23 protein-coding genes are annotated in these 22,049 nt (G+C 40.9%); 10 read left to right on the forward strand and 13 right to left on the reverse strand.

Translation table 11 applies throughout. From position 1 onward, the window contains the following. The first annotated feature begins 42 nt into the window (after nt 1-42). From JWG40_RS07005 to JWG40_RS07035, 7 genes are all read left to right on the forward strand, one after another. Nucleotides 43-783, forward strand: a complete 741-nt coding sequence (locus tag JWG40_RS07005; protein WP_205285126.1) for an LIC11073 family putative lipoprotein — start codon at nt 43-45, stop codon at nt 781-783. Continuing rightward, nucleotides 773-1,495 (forward strand): 16S rRNA (cytidine(1402)-2'-O)-methyltransferase, encoded by a 723-nt coding sequence (gene rsmI, locus JWG40_RS07010; protein ID WP_205285232.1) that lies wholly within the window; start codon nt 773-775, stop codon nt 1,493-1,495. The genes JWG40_RS07005 and rsmI overlap by 11 nt, the downstream gene beginning before the upstream one ends. A gap of 21 nt (nt 1,496-1,516) precedes the next feature. Then, nucleotides 1,517-1,843 (forward strand): flagellar biosynthesis anti-sigma factor FlgM, encoded by a 327-nt coding sequence (locus JWG40_RS07015; RefSeq protein WP_002973649.1) that lies wholly within the window; start codon nt 1,517-1,519, stop codon nt 1,841-1,843. A gap of 83 nt (nt 1,844-1,926) precedes the next feature. Further along, entirely contained in the window at nt 1,927-3,093 is a 1,167-nt protein-coding gene (locus JWG40_RS07020; RefSeq protein WP_002981346.1) for an iron-containing alcohol dehydrogenase, read from the forward strand. Nucleotides 3,094-3,099: 6 nt separating this feature from the next. Next, a complete protein-coding gene (locus JWG40_RS07025; RefSeq protein WP_002981511.1) occupies nt 3,100-3,345 on the forward strand; it encodes a hypothetical protein in 246 nt (81 codons plus the stop codon). Further along, complete coding sequence (locus JWG40_RS07030; RefSeq protein WP_205285127.1) at nt 3,342-4,520, forward strand: flagellar motor switch protein FliG; 1,179 nt, start codon at nt 3,342-3,344, stop codon at nt 4,518-4,520. Before JWG40_RS07025 ends, JWG40_RS07030 begins: the two co-directional genes overlap by 4 nt. 63 nt (nt 4,521-4,583) lie before the next feature. Beyond that, a complete protein-coding gene (locus JWG40_RS07035; protein WP_205285128.1) occupies nt 4,584-5,255 on the forward strand; it encodes a hypothetical protein in 672 nt (223 codons plus the stop codon). 24 nt (nt 5,256-5,279) lie between these two features. Here the strand turns inward: JWG40_RS07035 and glpK are convergent, their stop codons facing one another. Continuing rightward, complete coding sequence (glpK, locus tag JWG40_RS07040) at nt 5,280-6,776, reverse strand: glycerol kinase GlpK (RefSeq protein WP_205285129.1); 1,497 nt, start codon at nt 6,774-6,776, stop codon at nt 5,280-5,282. A 1-nt stretch (nt 6,777) separates the two neighbouring features. Continuing rightward, the gene (locus JWG40_RS07045) at nt 6,778-7,734 is read right to left on the reverse strand and encodes an MBL fold metallo-hydrolase (RefSeq protein ID WP_205285130.1); all 957 of its coding nucleotides are present in this window, start codon (nt 7,732-7,734) and stop codon (nt 6,778-6,780) included. Nucleotides 7,735-7,819: 85 nt separating this feature from the next. Here JWG40_RS07045 and JWG40_RS07050 point away from each other — a divergent pair, with 85 nt between their 5' ends. Continuing rightward, nucleotides 7,820-8,137, forward strand: coding sequence for an STAS domain-containing protein (locus JWG40_RS07050; protein ID WP_205285131.1), 318 nt, complete (start codon nt 7,820-7,822; stop codon nt 8,135-8,137). Here the strand turns inward: JWG40_RS07050 and JWG40_RS07055 are convergent. From JWG40_RS07055 to JWG40_RS07100, 10 genes are all read right to left on the reverse strand, one after another. After that, nucleotides 8,134-8,889, reverse strand: coding sequence for a CDP-alcohol phosphatidyltransferase family protein (locus tag JWG40_RS07055; protein WP_015680610.1), 756 nt, complete (start codon nt 8,887-8,889; stop codon nt 8,134-8,136). The genes JWG40_RS07050 and JWG40_RS07055 overlap by 4 nt on opposite strands. Beyond that, a complete protein-coding gene (gene tsaD, locus JWG40_RS07060; RefSeq protein ID WP_205285132.1) occupies nt 8,886-9,911 on the reverse strand; it encodes a tRNA (adenosine(37)-N6)-threonylcarbamoyltransferase complex transferase subunit TsaD in 1,026 nt (341 codons plus the stop codon). Before tsaD ends, JWG40_RS07055 begins: the two co-directional genes overlap by 4 nt. Further along, on the reverse strand, nt 9,911-11,275 hold the full coding sequence (locus JWG40_RS07065) for a S41 family peptidase (protein WP_205285233.1): 1,365 nt from the start codon (nt 11,273-11,275) through the stop codon (nt 9,911-9,913). The genes tsaD and JWG40_RS07065 overlap by 1 nt, the downstream gene beginning before the upstream one ends. 1 nt (nt 11,276) lies before the next feature. Beyond that, nucleotides 11,277-11,567, reverse strand: a complete 291-nt coding sequence (locus JWG40_RS07070) for an LA_1448 family UV-C exposure upregulated protein (RefSeq protein ID WP_051122379.1) — start codon at nt 11,565-11,567, stop codon at nt 11,277-11,279. A 36-nt stretch (nt 11,568-11,603) separates the two neighbouring features. Next, on the reverse strand, nt 11,604-12,212 hold the full coding sequence (gene lexA / locus JWG40_RS07075) for a transcriptional repressor LexA (RefSeq protein WP_205285133.1): 609 nt from the start codon (nt 12,210-12,212) through the stop codon (nt 11,604-11,606). A 50-nt stretch (nt 12,213-12,262) separates the two neighbouring features. After that, the gene (locus tag JWG40_RS07080) at nt 12,263-13,444 is read right to left on the reverse strand and encodes an efflux RND transporter periplasmic adaptor subunit (RefSeq protein ID WP_205285134.1); all 1,182 of its coding nucleotides are present in this window, start codon (nt 13,442-13,444) and stop codon (nt 12,263-12,265) included. 6 nt (nt 13,445-13,450) lie between these two features. Beyond that, the gene (locus JWG40_RS07085) at nt 13,451-14,776 is read right to left on the reverse strand and encodes a TolC family protein (protein WP_205285135.1); all 1,326 of its coding nucleotides are present in this window, start codon (nt 14,774-14,776) and stop codon (nt 13,451-13,453) included. Further along, nucleotides 14,773-15,396, reverse strand: a complete 624-nt coding sequence (locus JWG40_RS07090; RefSeq protein ID WP_205285136.1) for an inorganic pyrophosphatase — start codon at nt 15,394-15,396, stop codon at nt 14,773-14,775. The genes JWG40_RS07085 and JWG40_RS07090 overlap by 4 nt, the downstream gene beginning before the upstream one ends. Continuing rightward, the gene (locus JWG40_RS07095) at nt 15,397-18,696 is read right to left on the reverse strand and encodes an efflux RND transporter permease subunit (RefSeq protein ID WP_205285137.1); all 3,300 of its coding nucleotides are present in this window, start codon (nt 18,694-18,696) and stop codon (nt 15,397-15,399) included. Nucleotides 18,697-18,771: 75 nt separating this feature from the next. Further along, nucleotides 18,772-19,098 carry a hypothetical protein gene (locus tag JWG40_RS07100; protein WP_205285138.1) on the reverse strand — a complete coding sequence of 109 codons (327 nt, stop codon included), beginning with the start codon at nt 19,096-19,098 and terminating at the stop codon, nt 18,772-18,774. Between the two features lie 150 nt (nt 19,099-19,248). Between JWG40_RS07100 and JWG40_RS07105 the strand changes: the two genes are divergently transcribed. Together JWG40_RS07105 and recJ are read left to right on the forward strand one after the other, a co-directional pair. Next, nucleotides 19,249-19,569 carry a bactofilin family protein gene (locus JWG40_RS07105; RefSeq protein WP_002973855.1) on the forward strand — a complete coding sequence of 107 codons (321 nt, stop codon included), beginning with the start codon at nt 19,249-19,251 and terminating at the stop codon, nt 19,567-19,569. Then, complete coding sequence (gene recJ, locus JWG40_RS07110; RefSeq protein ID WP_205285139.1) at nt 19,557-21,509, forward strand: single-stranded-DNA-specific exonuclease RecJ; 1,953 nt, start codon at nt 19,557-19,559, stop codon at nt 21,507-21,509. The genes JWG40_RS07105 and recJ overlap by 13 nt, the downstream gene beginning before the upstream one ends. Here recJ and JWG40_RS07115 read toward each other — a convergent pair. Then, the gene (locus JWG40_RS07115) at nt 21,506-22,039 is read right to left on the reverse strand and encodes a cupin domain-containing protein (RefSeq protein WP_205285140.1); all 534 of its coding nucleotides are present in this window, start codon (nt 22,037-22,039) and stop codon (nt 21,506-21,508) included. The two genes, recJ and JWG40_RS07115, sit on opposite strands and share 4 nt — an antisense overlap. Nucleotides 22,040-22,049: the final 10 nt, after the last annotated feature.

The following is a 22,049-nucleotide window of genomic DNA, read 5'->3' on the forward strand; positions in this document are numbered from 1 at the left end:
AGATTGAATTCCTGAAAACTTGGAAGGGAAACGAGAAATAGAATGCGTTTTCCCTCTTTACATCCACTTTACTTTGTCTGCATATCTTTTCTCTCTTTTTTTAGGTGCGGAATCAATACAGATACGCCTGTAGCTCCTTTTGTGTTTCTGGTTCCCCCGAGTGTGCCTCAGATCCTTTCGGTCGTGGCTGTGAATAGCAATATCACGAACGATTTTCAAACGGATGTTTTCAATTACAATCTAGACCCAAGGCCTGAGTTTATCCTTCGGTATTTTGTCACCAACAGAGAACCGCAATTTTTGGGTTATAATCTTTATGTGACCACCGCCTTTCCTGGAATCATCCAAACCATCCAAGGGGAATGGCTGGAAGATGGGGTCCAACCGAGTTTTCCTCATCTTCCTTACGAGGCCTCCACTTCTTCTTCCCAGGTGGTGACAAAAAGGATTCGTTTTGCCGTTCCTCCTCCAGGGGCCGAATTCTTTCAAAAATGCCAAATCTATAATTTTACCTTGCGCTCGATGCTGACGGGAGGACTGATATCCAACCCATCCACACCCACGAGCACCTGCGCCATTCCCAATAAAGTAAACGATATTCAAACTCTCTGTGCGAGCGGGGTAGGCTGTAATACTACTTTTTGCGCGAATGCCGCGTGTGGAACGCCCAGCTCCTGTGCCCTAGGCACGGCTTGTAATCCTTGCACCAAAGGAAATAATGACCTGGGCTGTACTTGTCCTGCAGGCCAATCTCCCCCAGGATGCCAATACGTTGGCCCATAGACGCGAACCTGGCTCCCTTTATGTTGTGGCCACTCCCATTGGAAATTTGGGAGACATCACCCTCCGCGCACTCGAAATCTTTAAGGAAGTGGATTTAATTCTATGTGAGTCCGCCAAAGAAACTCGTTCTCTTTTATCTCGATTAGAAATCGTAACCCCCGTTCTTGCACTTTACAAAGACAGTTCGGAATCTCCTTACTCCAATGTCCTCGAACAGCTCTTCAATGGAAAATCGATGGCCTTAGTTTCCGATGCCGGGACGCCGGGTGTTTCCGATCCAGGAAGCCAGATGGTTCGCCACGCACGAGAAAAAGGAATTCGAATTGTTCCGGTTCCCGGTGCTTCAGCCCTAACTGCCCTCCTCTCTGTTTCTGGTTTTCAGGTCAATCCCACGTATTTTTTGGGGTTCCTCTCTGAAAAACCGAGTAAAAAACGCCGAGAATTAGAAAGGGCCTCCGAAATTGATGGGCTCGTGGTTTTCTACGAATCAGTCCACAAACTCCCAAGGCTTTATCCTATGCTTGTCGAGCTCTTTCCAGAAACGGAAGTGCTTGTGGGAAGGGAGTTGACAAAGTCCTTTGAAGAGGTAGTTTACTACGCAAATCCTAGGGATCTGCTAGCAAAACCGCCCAACGCCAAAGGCGAGTTTGTTTTTCTCTTAAATCATCGAAAAAAAACACTTAAGGGAAATTCAGATTCCACCGATATGTGATGTAGGAAGAGGACTAAATATATGAACGTCGACAAAGTAGGACGAGTTGGTGGTTACGGATACGAGCCGAAAAAACCACAAGGGCCAAGGGAAACGGAAGCACAAGCTCCGGTAGATACTATTTCCATCTCTGATGCTGCCAAAAAAATTGCATCGGAAGCGAAGCTTCAAGCGGAAGTAAAACAAATCGCAAAACAAATTGTACAAGCTCCTCCAGAAGAAGATCGTACAGAAAAAATCAAAGCGATCAAAGAAAGATTGAAAAACGGCGACTATGACAACCTCTCCACAGAGATGTTGGATAAAATCTCCGACCAAATCGCGTCAACTTTCCTCGGACAACAGTAAAAAGGACGGGTGGTGAGGGATCCTTTTTTATTGTCCTCTCCGAGGATTTCTCTTACTCCGTTTATTCATAATTAGGGGATCGTATGCCAGTCCTCCCCGAATGGATTAATTTTCAATTTCCTCCTAAAATTCACTTCGAAATCGATTGTGGATACAAACTCGGATCTTTTGTAAAAAACATTGGGTCTAGAGTGGTTCTTATCACCACACAGAAAGAACTAGAAAACGCAGAAGAACTTTCCATCATCAAAACCAGTCTCGAAAAACACGCTGAAGGTGTGATCATCTATGATGATATTGTAGACCGAGTTCACTTTAAAGATTTAGATTCCTGTGCCCACTTCCTTAGAATTTCCAATGCCGATTGTGTTGTAGCTTATGGTTCCTTTGAATCAGTAAATGCAGGTAAGGCGGCTTCCTTACTCGCAACCAATGATTTGTTTGCAGAGGAATTACTCATTGGGAAAAAACAACCCAAAAGAAAAGGCCTTCCTTTAATTGTTGTTCCCACAAAACCCTTACTCGGTAACGAATGTTCTCCTTTCTTTTCGATTGTGGATGATAAAGATAAAAACAGAAAGTATTTTGCACATGAATGGGCATTCCCTGAACTCATTGTTTCTGATCCCAAAATTGGAGCAGGTATGTCTAGCTCCGAAACAGCAAAAACGGGAATTTCGATTTTATCTGCAGCTGTTGACAGCATCCTTTCCAAATATGCTAATGAAATCACATCTTCCACAGCACTTCGAGCCATTGAACTCATTTCCAAAAACATTGTACCTGCCATTCGGGAACCAAGAAACTTAGGACCGAAAAACTCCATTTATGCGGCAAGTTTACTTGCAGGAATTGCCCAATCCACAAGTAGCCTTGGACTTTGTTATGCTTTGTCACTAGCAGTAACGACTGTTACAAATCTTGATATCTTTCAAAGTATGTCGATCCTACTTCCCCACGTAATGGAATACAATCTCACCTCCTCTGCTGGTAAGTATGTAATGATTGCAAGAGCCCTAGATGAAGATGTAACCAATATTTCCGTCATTGAAGCTGCGATCAAAGCGGTGGAAGGAATTCGTAAAATCTATTTAGAACTAAGAATTCCACAAAGGTTGTCCGAATACGAAGTGAAAAAAATCGACCTCCCTGGGATCGCAACACTTGCGGCAACCTACTCGTTTCTTGATTGTCTTCCTAGAGAACTTCCCAAAAATGAAATCGAAACCATCCTTGTGGCTGCGTTTTAGGTTCCCTTGATCCAACTGACGGAATTCGAAAAAAAACTATTAGAAACATTCACTTTAAGTGACCGCGATGCCAGACGATTACAAAGAGTGATCCAAGACCTATCGATTGTTGTGGGGATGGAACACGAAGAGATCTATGACTTCATGCGATTTGGTGTCGAAAATGAGTTGGAAATTTTAAAATCTGATTATAATTGGGAACACTTTAGAATCAGAATTCAGAAAAAACTGAAAAAATCTCCCCCCCTTTGATATACAGACAAGGAAACAATTATCATTTTTTCTTAAGCACTGCGGACTCCGTTGCCAGATTCCAAACCTCCATTCAACCCTTTTATCCGATTGCAAAAAGTAGAATCCTTGAACTTCCTTCAGTCACCACAGACCCCATCCTCATTCCTCAGTTTCTTTATTCTTTACAGTACAATAGACAATCGTTTGAAACAAAACCTGCCATAACGCCAACTTACCTAGGTAGTACGAAGTCTCCAAAAGATTCGGAAACGAGACCAAAGCCGGGATTTGGAACCTTCACCACTGAAATTGGTGGAATGAAAAATTTCCCCTCTCCACTTTTTCGTTCCAAACGAGACAAGTTTCAATCGGCAAAATACCTTTCCCTTAGAGACATTATCAATCCTGATCTTTCAGAAATCTTAGTTCGTGAAAAAATTGAAAGTCTATACTTCGATGCCAAAAGTAAGACCTATCTCTTTCGATTGGTATCCATTCTTTTTTCTGGAACTCCTCGGGAAGAAGAAACCATTGTTTCTAATTTATTTCGTTATGAACCAGAATTTGCTAAATTCTTAAACAAACAGATGTTTACTGTGGAAATGATTCCTTTAATTCACGGCCCTTTTTTACAAGAAATCTTACGAAACCACGACGAAAGGTACATCAAATCTATTTTACCAAAACTTTCCAAACCAGTAATGAATGTGATTCGGTCTTCTATCTCCAAAAACAAAATGAAACATATTTTAGAAGGCCCCTCAAAAAAACCACCGGAAGGTGAGGATTTGGTTACAGTGATTGAAACGGAAACGTTTAAGCGGTTTGCAAGAAATATTTACTATGAAGAGGGTTCGATCTTTACCTATAGAGAAAAAGGGGAATTGGAATTTAAAGAAGAGATCCCTTTTACGAACTCAGAGAAAATCAATTTTTTTGCTTATGGTAGTTCACTTAGTTTTTACGGGAAAACAGCTACGAAGTTATTTTTTAAAACCAATGATTGGATCGATGTCCTACGATTTGATTTCTTTTTATCCAGAAAAGAAATCGAAACTTCTGAGTTTCATAGACTTCCTCCCGATTTACTCATTGAGATCCCTTATTATGCAACCGGGATCTTCCTTGTTGGTGCTGGAATCACAAAAGAAAGGAAGCCTTTAGAATTTTCCCTTCTTTGGTTTGATTACTAAAGATGGTTTCAAAAAAATCCTTTTTTCACTAGACTTAGCTTTCATTTTCCTTAATCTATAAACATGGAAAAAACAAAAAGTAAGAACTCTCTTGGAAAGGGATTTCCGTTTTTAATCTCTAGTTTGTTATTTGCCACTTACTTTGTGCTTTTGTATTTAGTTTCATCTCCCCCAAATGACACTGCTCATTTACATACTTGGATTACAGAATGGAAAACTTATATACAAATTGCTGATGAGATTTTAATTTTTGCCACTCTCTCTTTACTTCCCTCTATTTATACTTTGGCAAATGTGAATCAAAAAAACGAATCTCCCGCTACTTTATTTGCCTCTGGTTTATTTTTTTTACTCGTTATTCCGATGTTTGTTCTTGTGGATTTGCTTTGGGGTCGACTCGTTTATCCTGTGAATGTTTATCCTCTCGCAGTCGATACGGTTGTATTTATCTTAAGTTTGATCGCAGGAACCATGCATATGATCTCTCTTGTTTTGGCCTTAGCGATTCTATTATTTAGTATCTCTTTTAGGAAAAAAACTTGGGGAGGTTTGATTTTAGTATCTGGAATCCTAGGGTTTGGATTCCAGATCATCGCAAGTTATCCCTGGCTACTTACGCCAGGGATCCTACTTTTTTGCCAATTGAGTTTTCCGATTTGGTTACTCTTTTGGGGATTTTATCATATAAAAATCGAAAACATAATTCCCAAAAAGAACCAAACCGAACTCAGCTAACAGTCACTAAACTAATTTGTTTGTTTAGTTTCCTGTTTTGACTCGAGTGATGGCCCAGTTCCATTTATCAATTTCTTCTTTTCTCTCACTTTCTTTCATCTTAGGAACAAACTGAGTGGTTTTCGTTTCTTCTTTTCTAAGACTTGCTACCGATTTAAAAAATCCTCGCTCAAGACCTGCAAGGTAAGCCGCACCAAGAACCGTAGTGTCTACATTTTGTGGACGGATCACTTTTGTCCCGAGAATGTCTGCTTGGAATTGCATAAGCCAAGCATTGGAAGTGGCTCCTCCATCGACTCGTAAGAATTTTAAAGGTTTTCCGGTTTCCTTTTCCATCGCATTGGCAAGTTCATAAGATTGTAAAGCGATGGCTTTGAGAGCCGCTCTTGTGATTTGGGCAGCTGTTGTGTCACGAGAAAGTCCAAAGATAGCACCTCGCGCTTCTTGGTCCCAATGAGGGGCTCCAAGGCCCGCAAAAGCAGGAACAAAAACCAAATCATCTTTTGTTTTGATGGCTTTGACTAATTTTTCAGAATCTTTAGAGTATTTAAAAAATTCTAAATTATCCCGGAGGAACTGAACGACTGCTCCCCCAATAAAAACGGATCCTTCTAAACAATAGACTGTTTTGCCTTCGGGACCGAGGGCTAGTGTTGTGATGAGTCCTTGGTTTGAAATTCTGAATTCATCTCCCACATTAAAAAGTAAAAAACAACCTGTTCCATAGGTGTTTTTTGCTTCGCCGGGTTCTGTACAAAGTTGACCAAAAAGAGCTCCTTGTTGGTCTCCCACAAGAGAGGAAATCGGAATTCCATCGGGAAGTGATTTTACACTAGAAGTAAATCCAAAGAGATTTTTGGAATTGTATGCCTTGGGTAACATTGACATAGGCACTCGTAAAATATCACAAAGTTCTTCATCCCATTCTTTGGTTTGGATATTAAATAGAAGAGTTCTTGAAGCATTGGTATGGTCTGTTTTGTGTTCTTTGTGACCGGTGAGTTTGTACAAAAGCCAAGTGTCTATGGTCCCAAATAACAATTCGCCCTTCTCCGCTTTGGCCCTTGCCCCTTTGACGTTGTCCAAAATCCATTGGATTTTGGTTCCTGAAAAATAGGCATCCAAAACAAGGCCTGTTTTGTTTCGGAAATTAGAATCTAAGCTTTGTTTTTTTAATTCCTTACAAATATCAGAAGTTCTTCGGCATTGCCATACAATAGCGTTGTACACTGGTTTGCCGGTCTTTTTATCCCAAACAACGGAGGTTTCCCTTTGGTTTGTAATCCCAATTGCAACCGCATCTTTAGGATTTAGTTTTCCATTTTTTATAGCGGCGACAATTAGTTTCTGTGTTTTTTCCCAAATCTCTTCTGGGTCATGTTCTACCCAACCAGGTTTGGGATAGTATTGTTTGAATTCTTGGTAAGCAGAAGAAATTACTTTTCCTTTGTCATTAAAACAAAAGGTTCGAATTCCTGTAGTACCTGCATCAATCCCAATGATATAACCTTTTTTTGCCATCTTAAACCTCTATTTCCAAACCTTCATAAGCCATAATAATTTCTAATTTTCCATGGGGATCAAACATCTCTTTGTATTTAAGAGCACGTAAATATACCAAATCCAACTTTTCATCATCGTAGGATGGGTCGTGATGAAACATCACAAGTTTTTTTACTTTAGCACGAAGTGCAATGTCTGTGGCAATGGATGCAGAACTATGACCCCAATCAATTTTTTGCAAAGAATCTTCGAACGTGTATTGTGTATCAAAAACAAGTACATCGGCTTCCCGGAAATAATCGATATAGGTATCAATATTTTCCATCTCTTCTAAATTGAATTCCGCATCAGATGCAAAGATGATAGCCTTACCTTCTTCCATAAACCGATAAGAAAAACTTCCTCCCGGATGACGCACCGATTTACTAAAAGCCTGGATATGAGGTCCGAGTGAGATGGTCTCCCCTTCTTCTAAGTACTGGAAGGTTTTTTTTGCAGCATAATGATCAAAGGAAACCGGAAAATGTGTGAATACAAATTGGTGTTCCAATCTTTTTTCTGCATCGTTCATACAAGAAATAAATTCGAAATGATTGCCTGGCAAAAAAAGAGGAACAAAAAACGGAATTCCTTGGATATGATCCCAATGTGTATGAGTCAAAATCCAATAAGCATGGCCAGCTCCCTTTCCAAAATCGGAGGCCATCATTTGGTTGCCGAGTTCTCGAAGGCCTGTTCCACCATCGATAATGATTAGGTTTTCGTCTTTGTCACGAATTTCCACACAGGTCGTATTACCACCGTAAGTTGATGAAGAGGAAAAACTCAAAGAATCTAGAAAACTATGAATACTCTGCTCGTTTTGAATGTCTGTAGGACTTGCCAAAGAAAGAATTTTTTCGATTTTATGTTTAACACTTTCAGGCCGAATGGGTGAACCTATGGAACCGCGGACACCCCAAAACTTGATTTTCATTGCTCTTTTTCTAGAGTCCTTTTTTGAAAAATCAAACGTTTTTTGATTGTATTTGACTCTTTCAGATGTTGTCTTAACTGAAGTTATGTTTCAGTATGAAATTAAACGAGAAAATGAAAAGGCCATTGTCCTTTTGAATGGATCCTTGTCCCTTCGGGACAGTCCCCAATTTCGCACGGACTTAAAGGCACTGATAGAAACTCCAGAAATCCAAGAACTGGTCTTAGACTTTAAAAATTTAAGTTATTTAGATTCTTCTGGAATCGGAATCTTACTGCATTCGTATAGTTGGACAAAGGAAAAAAAGAAAGAGGTTCGCATCATCCATCTCTCTGCAGAAGTACGAACCATATTTACCGTAGCTAATTTACTGGATATTTTCCAATTGAAAAAAGAAACCTAAACTCTATAGTCCTGAATGGTTTGTATGAGAAAGGAAACAATCCCAGAAAAAACATAAAAACCCACAGCACCATACATTACATAAGGCCAACGATAAAATCCAATCGCAAGTAACAAAAGACCAAGACCTACAATACTAATCCCTAATTTTTTCCAAGAGAAAAGTCCTCGGATGGCTACTTGGGGTTTGCTGTATCTTAAAGTAGAAACCATAAGAAGGGCAGTGATCACAAAAAACAAAACTGCCGTCCAAACTGGAACCTGAGATACAGAAAATACCAAAGGAAAAATTCCAATCACAACTCCAGCCACAGGCGAAGGAAGTCCGTTAAAGGACTTTGGGTCATGGGCTACATTAAACCGAGCAAGCCTATAAGCGGCACAGATCGGATACAAAGCGGCAATAAACATCCCTAAGGGAAAGTAGTCCGGCTTGTCAAAGATATCTAATTTGATATCGTAAAAGAACATTTTGTAGGACAAAAATCCAGGGGCAATTCCAAAGGTTGTCAGGTCGGCTAAACTGTCTAAGTCAGCCCCTAGTTCGCTTGTACAGTTGAGTGCCCGAGCCGCCATTCCATCGAATCCATCGAATAACGCAGCTAAGATGATGAATACACCTGCTAGTGTATAAAGTTCATGCGAATTTGTATGGGATGGGTTCGTTTCTGCCACAAGGAGCATGGAGACAAACCCTAAGGTTAAGTTTCCCAGTGTGAGGGTGTTTGGAATCCAGGTAAGTTTTAGTTTCATAATGTTTGTTCAAAGTTTCGCTTGGGGCTAACCTTAAAGTCGAGCCCCACAAAAGATTTTTGTTTCCAAAGTTGGTATCCAAGACATGCCACCATCGCTCCGTTATCTGTGCAGTAAATTTTTTTTTGCGGATAAAATAGGTTAAACTTAGACCTTTGTTTTTCGGTTTCCAAACTCTCCCTAAGGGTCTCGTTGGCGAGCACCCCACCCGCAGCGACCACTGTGCGAATTCCGGTTTTGGTGATGGCTTTGCGGATATTGCGAGTGACGAGTTCAAAAGCAGTCTTTTGAAAGAAGTAGGAAATTTTTTCCACTGGAGGGGTCTCGGAGTTTGCCCTCAAGTAGTAAAGAACTGCCGTCTTAAGCCCACTATAAGAAAATCGAATTTTCTCTTCCCCGTCTTCTTTTAAAAGTTTCGGGAAAGGGTTCCCTTCCCCCTTTTTCATTTGGTAAGCCTTGGCCTTTGCTTCCAAGTAGGGGCCACCGGGATAAGGAAGATTTAGAACTGCACTCACTTTATCGAAAGCTTCCCCAAGCGAATCGTCCTGTGTGTCTGCAAGGATTTCCAAATCACCGAATCCTTTGTACATATAGATGGAAGAATTTCCACCAGAAAGTAGGACTCCAAGCCAAGGAAATGCTGGAAATTCCCTTTCCAAACCAATCACAGCTAAATGAGCTTCTAGATGGTTCACCGCTACAATCGGGATTCCATACACAAGAGAAATACAACGAGCCAATTGTGCCCCAATCATAAGAGAACCAACTAACCCGGGATAACTGGTAACTGCCACATAATCTAAATCAGAATAGTTGATTCCTGCCTCTTCCATGGAAACGGCAAGAAGAGAGTTGATTTTTTCTAAATGGGCACGGGAGGCAATCTCAGGCACCACACCACGATAGGGGGAATGGGAATCAATTTGGCTATAGACTTTTAGGGAAAGTAGATCCTTGCCATCGCGAACAATGGCAACGGATGTTTCATCGCAACTGGATTCGATTCCTAACCCGTAGGCCATCACTTCAAAACACGAATAGCTTCAGTGAGTTGGGTATCTAAATCCAAACGAGGTTTTGCACTGGAAGAACCGGCTCTCATTTCGTTAAATAAAAAGATACGGGTCACTGATTCCGAAATCGTTAGATTTTCTTTTTTGAGTAGAGCTGAAAAATCTGCTAGAGCCAGGTCGTTGTATTCTGCGTGAGTTTCTAAAAAGGGACGGATCAAATTCTTTTTAAAGAGTTTTTCTAAGGCATACTTTTCATCTTCACTGGCAGCAATCGGGTTTACTATAAAATCAGGTGTGATTCCTTTTCCATGAATGGAAACGCCAGACGGTGTGTAGTATTTTTGAATGGTGATGGCAACACCAGTTCCTCCCGAAAGAGGAAAAATAGACTGCACACTACCCTTTCCAAAACTTTGGGTACCGACCACGACAGCACGTTTGTTATCTTTTAAAGCACCAGCCAAAATCTCAGATGCACTCGCAGATCCCCCGTTCACTAAAATGGCAATAGGAATGTCTAAAAACTTTTTCTCTTTTTTATCCGCTTTATAACTTTTCACAAGAACCCCACCCCGTCCTTTTACTGAAACAATCTCTGCCTCTGGTGGTAAAAATAAATCGGCAAGGTCAATGGCTAAATCCAAAAGTCCACCAGGATTCATCCGTAAATCAATCACTAGTTTTTTGGCACCCGCTACTTTCATGGCAGCCACAGCGCTCGCAAATTCTTTGGTAGTGGTTTCTTTTCCCATAAACTGAACTAGTTTGATATAACCTGTTTCTGTTTCTGGAAGGTAATGCGATCTTACATAACGAATTTGAATGAGTTCCCGAACTAAATTAACCACAAAAGGATCTTTGATTCCTTTTCTTTCTATCTTCATAGAAATGGAAGATCCCACATCACCACGCATCATTCCAATGGATTCAGATAACGAAACTGATTTTGTACTTTTGCCGTTGATTTCAGTGATTTTGTCTTGGGGTTGCAGACCCGCCTTCCAAGCAGGAGTTCCTTCAATAGGAGCCACAATGATAAAGGCATTTTCTTGGAAGCTGATCTCGACTCCGATCCCACCAAAACTTCCTTTGGTTTCATTTTGTAATTCACCAAATTCATCCGTGTCTAAAAATCGAGTATGCGGGTCACCTAAGCTCTGCAATGCTCCAAGAATGGCACCAGTATAGATTTTTTTTTCCTCTTGTGGGTCTACATAATCGTTTTCAATATAAGAAACCACTTCGTGTAGAATCTGTAGATACTTTTCCCCGTCAGCGGAGATTGCCTTCACTTTCTCCGTGTTACCAATAAAAACAACTAACACCAAACAGAAGGTAATGCTTCCCCAAATCAGACGTTCCGATATTTTGATTTTATTCATTTCCATAAATTGACTCGTATAGGGCTTTGTTTTCTTTTTTTAACATTTCTTTGGCTTCAGGGATGGACAACCTGTAGACTTCACATGCTTCTTCAAAAAGAGCAATGTCAGTTGGTGTGGGTCTTTTGGTATCTGCCATAAGACCAGTTTGTATCCGATTTTGTGCGAACCGTTCCAAAACACGTTTTAAGTCATAGGCGTCGATTTCTTGTTTTTTAGGAGCGCAAGAGAGGAGAAGGGAAAGGATAAGAAATGTTGGGAAAGAGAAGAGATGTTTCGACATCCCTTCTAAACTCAACCCCAACCAAGGTTTGGTCAATCAGTAAATGCGATATAACCCGATTAGTTTCCCAATTATCGTAGCCTTTTTGGTACGAATGGGTTTTAGTTTCACGTTTCTTGGTTCTAAACGAATCATGTCCGGTTCTTTATAAAAGACTTTTAAGGTAGCTTCGTTTTCGATCATAGCGACAACAATTTCCCCATTCCTTGCTGTGTCTTTTTTTTGGATGATCGCAATGTCACCGTCACTAATCCCAGCATCCACCATGGAATCTCCCTTCACTCGTAAGGCGAAGGTTCCAGGTTTTGTAGCCAAGTCTTCTGGGACAGCAATGTACTCTTCGATGTTTTCTTCGGCAAGGATGGGGGAACCCGCTGCCACTTGGCCAAGGAGAGGAATCCCAGACGCTCGAACGAGAAGTGCCTCGTCCCCATTTCCTTTCAAAAGCTCGATGGCCCGGCTTTGGTTTTTGGAAGTCCGAATATAACCTTTTTTTTCAATCGCCTTTAAGTGGTCGTAAGCCCCTTTGGCGGTGATTCCGAACTGGTCCCCAATCTCACGGATAGTGGGGGGAAAACCTTTCTCGCGGACCGTGTCCGAAATGTATTGTAGGACAAATTCTTGTTTTTCCGTGAGGTCTTTCATACTAAACAGATAACTAGGAAATGGGCGTTATGTCAACAAAAAACTAGGAGTTATAACTTTAAATACTCACTTTTCAAAACAAAACTTCCTTCTTCTACAATGGCTTCCCCTGATTCCACACCACTTGTGATCTCTACCCAATTGTCATAGATTTTGCCCACTCCAATTTTTTTAGCAGAAAAAGATCCGTCGGTGTTTCGAACAAAGATATAATTTTCCCCTTCAATTTTATGAATACAATCGGACGGGATCACCTTTGCTTTGTTTACCGAAGATTCTACCATAGCACCGACAACTGTTGCGGTGACACTTTGTCCTGGACGAAGTCTTCCTTTCGAATTTCTCACTTCCAAACGAATCTCCGCCGTTTTTTTGATTGGATCAATCACATCCCCCACATGGGACACCACGGCTTTTAAGGATTCATCTTTCGAGCCAATGGGAATGACTTTCGCTTCGTTACCCATACGGATGGAGGCCAAATCTTTTTCATATACTTCTAAATTAATCCAAAGTACACTCAAATCGGCAACGGTAAATAAATTATCACGAGCATTCACCGCCTGACCAATGATAGCTTCCCTTACCGTTACAGTTCCAGAAATGGGAGTTCGGATGTATAAGTTTTTAGAATTATATTTTCCACCTTCCAGATTTGTAATTTCTGCATCATTTAGGCCTAAATTTTCCAAAGCATTCCTGGATGTTTCCATTTCTGCTTTTACCGATTTGTAATCCATTAAAGACATTTCATATTCTTTGGCAGAGGTCACTTTCCTTTCATACAAATCTTTGGCTCTGTCGGCTTGGACTTTTAAGGCCTCAAGTCTTGCTCTCGCTTTTAAATAATTGGCTTCGGTTGTCCCAAGTTCTACTGATTGGATGGAAGCAAGAGCTGTACTTTTTTTTACATGTTCCCCTTCCTTTACAAATACCTGTACAATTCGTCCGCTGACACGCGAACCGACTTTGGCCACACTATTCATATCATAAGAAACAGTTCCCGGAAGTTGGAGTTCCTCTTCAAGAGCTTTTTCTGCCAAATAAACCACCGAAAACGGATGGTTTTTTTGGATTTCTTGAGAGATCATGAACTTCGATTTGTCATCAGTCAGTGCTTCTGTTTTTTTACCTGCACCAAAAAACTTGGTATATCCGAAGTATGCTAAACTTCCTACAAGCACTAGTATACTCAAAGACCTAATATTCTTAAAATTGAATTCTGTTTTCATATAAATTTAAAACTCCGAGCTATCCATCTTTCCGATAGAAGCTTTGTATCCTTCCAAAGCATTGTAATAGAGGTAAATAATCTCATAATAACTCCTTAGGACACTGAGATAGTTTTTCTCAGCCTCCAAAAAGGTTACTAAGTTAGATGCACCTCGAATGTAAGCAAGTCTTGACTTTTCCTGCACTTCTTTGTTTTTTTCGAGAAGTCCCATCTTTTGGTAATCGAGTAATTGAGATTCCCTTGCTTGTAATTCTTTGATCGCGGCAGAAATTTCCGAAACGATTTCATTTCGTTTGGCATCGACATCGAATCCTAGTTTTTTATAAGACTCTTCTGACTTTAAAATTTCCCCTTGTTTTCGATCAAACAAAGGTAGAGGAGTTGCTGCATACACACCAGTCACATTTTCGTTTCCTTTGTTTAAAAACTCGATACCAAGAGTGAGCGGAGGAATGATTTCTCGTTTTTTTAGTTCGATATTCATTCGCTCCTTTTGTTGGCGAATTTTTAAGGCAACTAAGTCCGGCCTTTCCTCAATATCAAAATCATTTAAATCGATACCGAATTCACGCGTGGAGATAAATTCAAGCCTTCCTTTGATACTCAAAGGAGAATTCATATCCGAAATTCCAATAAGGATTCTCAAGTTTTTAACCACTTGTGCCCTCAAAATCCGTGCGTTCCGGTATTCCCGTTCAATTTGTACGCGCTCCAATGCCAAACGATCATATTCCAAAAAGGAAATATCGCCCTTCTCTGCCCTAAGTTTCGTTAAATCCAAAAGGTCTTGGTAGTTTTCCAAAAATTCTTTTTGGTAATTGATCTGCTCAGTTACATAAAGATAAGTCCAAAAATTTTGTCTCAGACGTAAACGAAACAAACGATCAAAGTCACGAAAACTAGCAATAGTTCCCAAAAACTCTTGTTTGGCGACTTTTTCCCTTTGAGGAATCACCCCACTCATATCAAAGGGTTGGTTATAAATAAAGGAAGTTTCTGGTCTTCCTGTTGCTGCGTTTGCCGAGGCTCCCATAAACTGCTGTTGCATGTTCATTATAGGGTTATAATACAAACTAGCGGTAATGATATCCCCCCGAGCCATACCAATGTTTTGTTTTTCGCGAAGGTAGAGAGGATTACTTGTCACAGCAAAATTCTCTAATTCATCTAAGTTCCATTTTTCTTTTGAATCTTGGGCTCTAGAATCTTCACCAAGGAAAAACAATTCATCTTTAGAGTGGAGTTCATACACTGCTTTTTCTTTTGGGAAAACAGCAATGGAATGAATTCCCAGAAGGGATAGGATCAAAAACTTCCTGATTTGTTTCATACAGTTACAAATTTCTTTATATAATCTTCGATTCCAAACTGGATGACTTTGATTGCTTCTTGCCTATCATAAACTTCAGTAATTTCTACAGTACCGGTAGAAGGAGAATTAGGATCCAATTTATAAGTTAAAAAGTAATGGTGGAGTTTGTTGATTAATGCTTTCGGAACCTCAGAAATATCCTTGATTTGACCGAACACTTCGTCCCCTTTGAGTACAGCCACAATTTTGTCGTCGGCCTCTCCTTTATCAATCATTCTTAGCCCGCCAATAGGAATCACAGTTAGGATCATGTTACCATGAGTGATTGGATTCACACTAAGGACACATATGTCGATAGGATCTCCATCCCCAATGATGTCTGGTCTTCCCACTACATCCGAACAATGTTTTCCAGAAGCCTCTCCTGAAAATGTTCTTGGAATAAAACCATAGAGAGTCGGAGAACGATTACTATACTTTTGAGGTCTGTCCACACGAATGAAGCCGGATGCTTTATCAATCTCATATTTTACTGTGTCTTGTGGTGTGAGTTCGATAAATACATCTAATTCATCAGGGGCTTTTGGCCCAAGTTCCAATCCATGCCAAGGGTGTGCTACGTAATAATTCGGTTTCATTTAAGTCCTCTTTCTTTTAGATTTCTGATTTTGTTTGTTTGTTTTGGAATCATCTTCGTTTTGCGACGAATATTCCTCCACTTCCCTGTAATGATGAGAATGTCCGTGTGTTTCGTGGAGTTCTGTTGCTTTGTATTTTTTCATCTCTTCTACAAAGTAATCATTCATCTTTCGTTCCCTTTCCATTTGCCTGATTTCTTGTCTTTGTGCTAGTTTCACTAAAAACTCAAAAGCAATCGGAAGAAGGAAACGAGATAGGATGGTCGCCACAAGTACCCCACCCATGACCACCGTTGCTAGTGGTCTTTGCACCTCGGCACCGGCACTGGAAGCGATGGCCATTGGTAAAAATCCAATGATGGCCACAAGTTCTGTGGTGGCAACTGCTCGTAATGTATACACCGCAGCTTCCACTACTGCAATGGAAGGATCTCTTGTGACTTTGAGTTGGTCTTTTAAAGCGGAGGCATAGACAACCCCATTTAACACCGATATACCGGCTGCAGCGATAAACCCAACCCCAGCTGGGATCGAAAATGGTAGACCCCGAAGGACTAACGATAAAATTCCCCCCGAAAGGGACAAGGGCACTAGGATAAAAACTCCCAAGGCATAATAAACACTTCCAAAAGCAATAAAGAGCATCGCAAAAATAATGGCTCCGGCAATGGGGATTACAATGGCCAATCGGTTTTTTGCACGTGTAAAGTTCTCAAACTGTCCACCCCAATCCACATAATACCCCTGGGGAAGTCCGGATTCGATGGATTGTGTGGCAGCTTGCACATCATTTACAAATCCAATCATATCTCGGCCTCGAACGTTTACCTCAACAAGAATCCTACGTTTGAGACCTTCGTGATAAAGAGCAGCCGGCCCTTCTGTCATCATAATGTCCGTTACTTGTCCAAGTGGGACTGTCCCACCTAATTCTGTCATGACGGGAACGTTTTCAATGACTTCAATATCGGTGACATCGGCATCCAAACGAACGATTAGATCAAATCGTTTGTATCCTTCGTAAACTTTTCCTGCATTAGCACCTACACGAAGTGTTTCAATAGTAGTAAGTACTTCTTCCGCACGAACCCCATACCGAGCCATATTTCCACGGTTCATTTTAATTTCCAACAAAGGAAGACCAAGAAGTTTTTGAACCCGTAAATCGGCAGCCCCTTGAATCTTTTTGATTTTGGAAGCATAATTGTCTGCAATGGACTTTAACGTTTTTAAATCATCGCCATAAATCTTAATAACAATATCTGCCTTCGAACCAGATAACAAGGCATTGACTCGGTTTTCAATAGGTTGCGACAAACTGATGTAAGACGAAGGAACATTTTTGTTCACAGAGTTTTTCATAAGCTCCATAAGCTCTTCTCGGTCGTGTGCAGAAACCCATTCTTTGCGGGGTTTGAGTTTGACCATCATCTCACCTTCTTCCGAACCAATCGGTTCTGCGGCAGACTCACCACGTCCTTGCCTCGACACAACGCTGACAGCCTCAGGAAACTTTAGGATGACCTTCTCCATTTCCAAGTTCAAATCACGTGAATGATTGATGGCAGTAGAAGGAAGGCGTTTGATATCAATCGCGATCTCCCCTTCATCAATTCTTGGTAAAAATTCTGATCCCAGAGTGGACGCCAAAGCAAAAGACAAAAATACAACCCCAATTCCGGCATAAGTAAACTGGCGTTTGAACTTCATCCCATAAGTGAGGACTTCTGCATATTTCAACTGGAACTTATGCCAAAACGCTGACTCATGTAAGATCGGTTTTTTATAAATATACGACATGAGTGCCGGAAATGTGGTAATCGAATACAAAAGTGCAGCACCTAACGCAAATGCGACGGTAATTGCCATCGGTCGGAACATCCGCCCTTCCACACCTTCCAGAGTCATCAGGGGTAAATACACGAGTAAAATAATTCCCACGCTAAAAGCAGAAGCCCGCACCACTTTGATACAAGACTCCATGATCACTTCTTCCATCCCATCTTCCATGTCCTGGGCGGATGTCTTCGATAGGAGAAAACTTTTACGAAGTAAAAATCCATGGAGTGTAGACTCTAACATCACAATGGAACCATCCACAAGAAGACCGAAGTCAAGAGCTCCGAGTGACATCAAGTTTCCCACAATACCAAAAGCATTCATAAGAATGGTGGCAATCATCATGGAAACCGGAATTGCGAGTGCCACCGCAAAGGCTCCTTTCACTGTTCCTAATGTTAAAATAAGGCAAACGAGTACAATGATTGCCGCTTCGACCAAATTTGTAAATACGGTAGTAAGAGTTCGGCCAATGAATTCAGATCGATCGTAATACACTTGAATTTTCATCCCTTGCGGAAGACGGGATTCAATTTCTTTCATTTTTTCTTTTACTCGGCTTACGACTTGGAGTGAATTACTACCGAGTAACATCATCGCAGTACCACCCACGACTTCTCGTTTGCCGTTCATAGTGCTAAGGCCAAAACGAAGGGCAGGGCCTGTTTCTACACGTGCAATTTGTCCAAGAGTAAGTGGAATTCCATCTCTTGACGTTCGCACAGAAAGTCTTGAGATATCATCGATGGATTTAAATTGGCTTTCACCCCGAATGACAAACTGCTCTTCCCCTTTTTGAATGTATCCACCACCCAGATTGACGTTGGCCCCTTCCAGTGCTTCCGTGATATGAGAGAGTGTTAAGTTATGAGATAACAAACGTTTGGGGTCAATTTTGATTTGAAACTGTTTGGCATCTCCCCCTACTACGTTTACATCAATGATTCCTTTGACGGAACGAAGTTGTCTTGCGACTTCCCATTCCATTACGGTTCGGAGTTCTTCAGGAGTATGGCTTTCGGAAACTAAAGCAAATTCATAAATATCACCAAGGCCAGTCGCAATCGGAGAAAGTTCCGGCCTTCCGTAAGATTTTGGAATAAAGTTCTCTGCTTGTTTTAACCTTTCGTTTACAAGTTGCCTTGCAAAATAGATATCGGTTCCATCTTCAAAGATAACGGTAACAGAACTCACACCCGTTCTTGAGATCGAACGAATTTCCGTAACTTTAGGCATCCCGTTAAACTCAAGTTCTATGGGATATGTAATAAATTGTTCCACTTCAAGTGGAGAAAGACCGGGAACAGAAGTGACGGCTGACACCTGGACGTTGGTTACATCGGGAATGGCATCAATGGAAAGATTGAGTGCATTATAAAAGCCAACGATGGTGAGTGTGGCTGTCAAAACGAGAACTGTGGCTCGTTTGTGAATGGAAAACTGAATGATTTTTTCTAACATAATTCCTATTTGAAATTGAATACATTGCAGAGGCCAAACTTGGACTCTACTACTAGACTAATCTACATGCAACGATTAAGCCAAAAATGGCGGGGGAAGGTAAAGAAAGTGAAATAAGATGGGAATTTGAGTAAAAAAGACAGGTTCTGTGGAAATAGTGGACCAACGAAGGACAGAAACCTTCACGGGAGACTCTTCCCTACGAGAAGGGACCAATTTCAAAACTTGGTTGGATTCTTTCGATGAGGTAAGAACACGAGTCGTTTCTTCCAACTCGTAGGATTGGTATTGAAAATCCAAATCTTCGAGAGGAGAAACAAACCGGTCATCGACCAGATTCAGATTGATGAAAACCGCTAAAAGTAGGATGAACCCTGACTTCCAGAAGCGCCTAATTTTCACTATTTTTTCAACTCTTGAGACCCAGGTTCAAGAATTGAAGTGGAGACACAAGAGAAAACCCTTGAAATATGAACTTTTTTCCATTTCCTTTTGGTTACAAATGCGATAGTGTTGCCAAAACTTCAGGATCACCGAAGACTATCCCTACCGATGAAAGACGAATCTATAGACACCATCATTAGCGACGACATCACGTTTCGCGGAACCCTTTCCTTCAACCAAACATTAAAAATCAAAGGACAATTCAAAGGCACCATCACTTCCCAAGGAAAACTCATCATTGATGAAACTGGGGATGTAGAAGCCGATGTCGAAGTGGGAAGCCTTGTGGTTCACGGAAACCTAAAAGGAAACGTGGACGCAAAAGAAAAAGTGGAACTTAAAAAAAATGGTAAGGTCGTGGGTGATATCAAAACACCGGGACTCGAAGTAGAATTCGGTTCCAAAATTATTGGCAATTGCATCATGTAACCAAGGTTCACTTCGGACCACTGCTGTCTGAAGTTCGAACCAAAGTTGATTCCAAAAGGCCCCTTTTACGTTACTTAGTCGATAAAAGAGAGGGCCTTCGTAACATCCATCCCAAGGAACTTCTGAGTTCCGACTTTTCTTGTTTGCACTCTCCATTTTCACTTCCCGATCTTTTAGATGCCGTCGAACTCTTGGTTCGTTTTGCCAAAGAGGGGAAAAAAATCCTTTTGTATGGAGATCGTGATTCGGATGGAGTGAGCTCCACTTGTCTTCTTGCCTTCTTTTTAAAATCCCATCCAGAGTTTTCTGGCATCAACCTAGAAGTGATGGTATCTTCTGAAAGTGATCCCTATGGCCTTTGTAAAGAAGCCCTGGTCAAAATCAAAAAAGTAAAACCAGATCTCCTTGTCACACTCGACTTTGGTTCCAGCCAAGCGGATGAAATTGAAGAACTTACAAAAACAGGGATTCAAGTCATTGTTCTCGACCATCACGAAGTTCCTGTGCGAATTCCCACACACTGTGCTTTGGTGAATCCAAGAAGGACCGACTCTGAGTATCCAGAAAAAAAAATCTGCACAGCAGTATTATCCTTTAAACTTGTATCTGCAATTCTATTTCGATTGAGTGATGAATTTGGTAAAATCTATGTAAAAACGGAAGAGATCACAAGTTCTGATAAGAAAGAATTTTTCTACTTCCAAAATGGAGTCAAACTGAAAGAAAACATCCTTTCTACTTTAAATTTAAGTGAGTCAAACACCTGGCCTTACCCAGAAGATTTTTCCACTTCGGTTCCAGTGGATGAAGAAAGAAAATTATTCTTTTACCAGTGTTCTCGTATTCCTGATTTTTTTTCAGGACTCGAAGAAGAAACGGATCTGGCAGGAATTGGAACCATCACAGATATGATGCCTCTGACGGGTGAAAACAGGCATTTTGTTAAGTTAGCCCTCGATTCTCTCACCAAACTCTATGTAGGTGATAAAAAAAGAAAAGGCCTGTCTGAACTTCTAAAGGAACTAAAACTCAATCCCCACGGAATCACCACTAAAGATTTAGGTTGGTCGATTGGCCCTGTTCTCAATTCCGCAGGACGGATGGGAAAAACAGAAGAAGCAGTATCCCTTCTTTTATCCGAAACTACCTCAGACGCTAAAACAAAAGCCAAACAATTATTATCCATCAATGAGGAACGAAAAGAAAGAACCAAACGGAATATGGATCGTGTGGAAAGGTATTTTGCACGCAAACCAGAAAGGACAAGTAATGAAATTGTTTTTTGTTACGAACCGGATATGGAACCCGGTGTCAGTGGGATCGTGGCCACTAGAATGGTGGATACCTATAAAAAACCTGCAATCTTTTTGGCACCTGACAATGGTGATGCGAGAGGAAGCATTCGTTCCTATGGACAAGAAAATGTTCTGGAACTTTTAGAATCTCTATCCAGTCATTTTTTGCATTTTGGGGGTCATCCAGAAGCAGGTGGATTTTCCATCCAACTAGACAAAATCCCCGCTTTTGAATCTGCTTTGTATACCACTGCCAAAGATTGGTTATCTAAAGATAAAGAAAGGTCCACCGTTCACTCGATTGAAACTGACTTTACCGTTCTCACAGAAGAGATGGGAGAAAGACTTATTAAAGAATGGAAGGACCTAGAACCCTTTGGACAAGGGAATCCCGATATCAAACTGGCCATCCGGAATGCCAAAGCCATTCACCTAACACCTCTCAGTGCCGGAAAACACGTTCGATTTCATTTGATCGGTAGTGGATCTTTAAAGTATATGATTTGGAATAAGGGGGAAGAGTTCCAAAAATTTATGTCGGAACATGGAAGTTTTGATCTTGTAGGAAGTTTGGAAGAAAACTTCTACCAGGGAAGAACCACCCTCCAATTCATTGTAGAGTGGTTTGGAATTGCGGCGGACTAAGCGTTAATCAACACTTTCGATTCATCCACATACACAGGAGTCCATCCAGAATTGTCTTTGAAGTATCGAACTGCTTTGATTCTTAAATTTTTGTCGAGGGTAAACCAGTGGTTGGTATTGGCTGGGATGGAAAGGAAATCTCCCTTACTGACATGGACTTCAAATCTTTCTCCATCAATGATGAATCCAAAGATACCACTTCCGTCGATGATATAACGGACTTCTTCATCCGTATGGATATGAAGTTTATCAAATTTAGCTAACATATCTTGGATTCCAGGAACTTCATCATGAAGGACCACAAGATCGTTCGCCTTATAACCATGCTCTTTTTTTAGTTGGTCAAACCGGTATTCCAATCCAGAAAGAACTTCTGCTTTTTCAGCATCAGTTAAGCCCTTTTGGTCAAGGATCAAATCCAGAGATTCTGGTGTTTTAAAGAATTCATATACAAGTCCCTTGGAAACAAGGAACGCCTTGATCGCATCTGCATCTTGGAGAGTTGCTGTCTTTCTTTGAATGGTTGCCATACGGAATTAC

This window comes from Leptospira abararensis, from assembly GCF_016918735.1.
GTDB lineage: Bacteria > Spirochaetota > Leptospiria > Leptospirales > Leptospiraceae > Leptospira_A > Leptospira_A abararensis.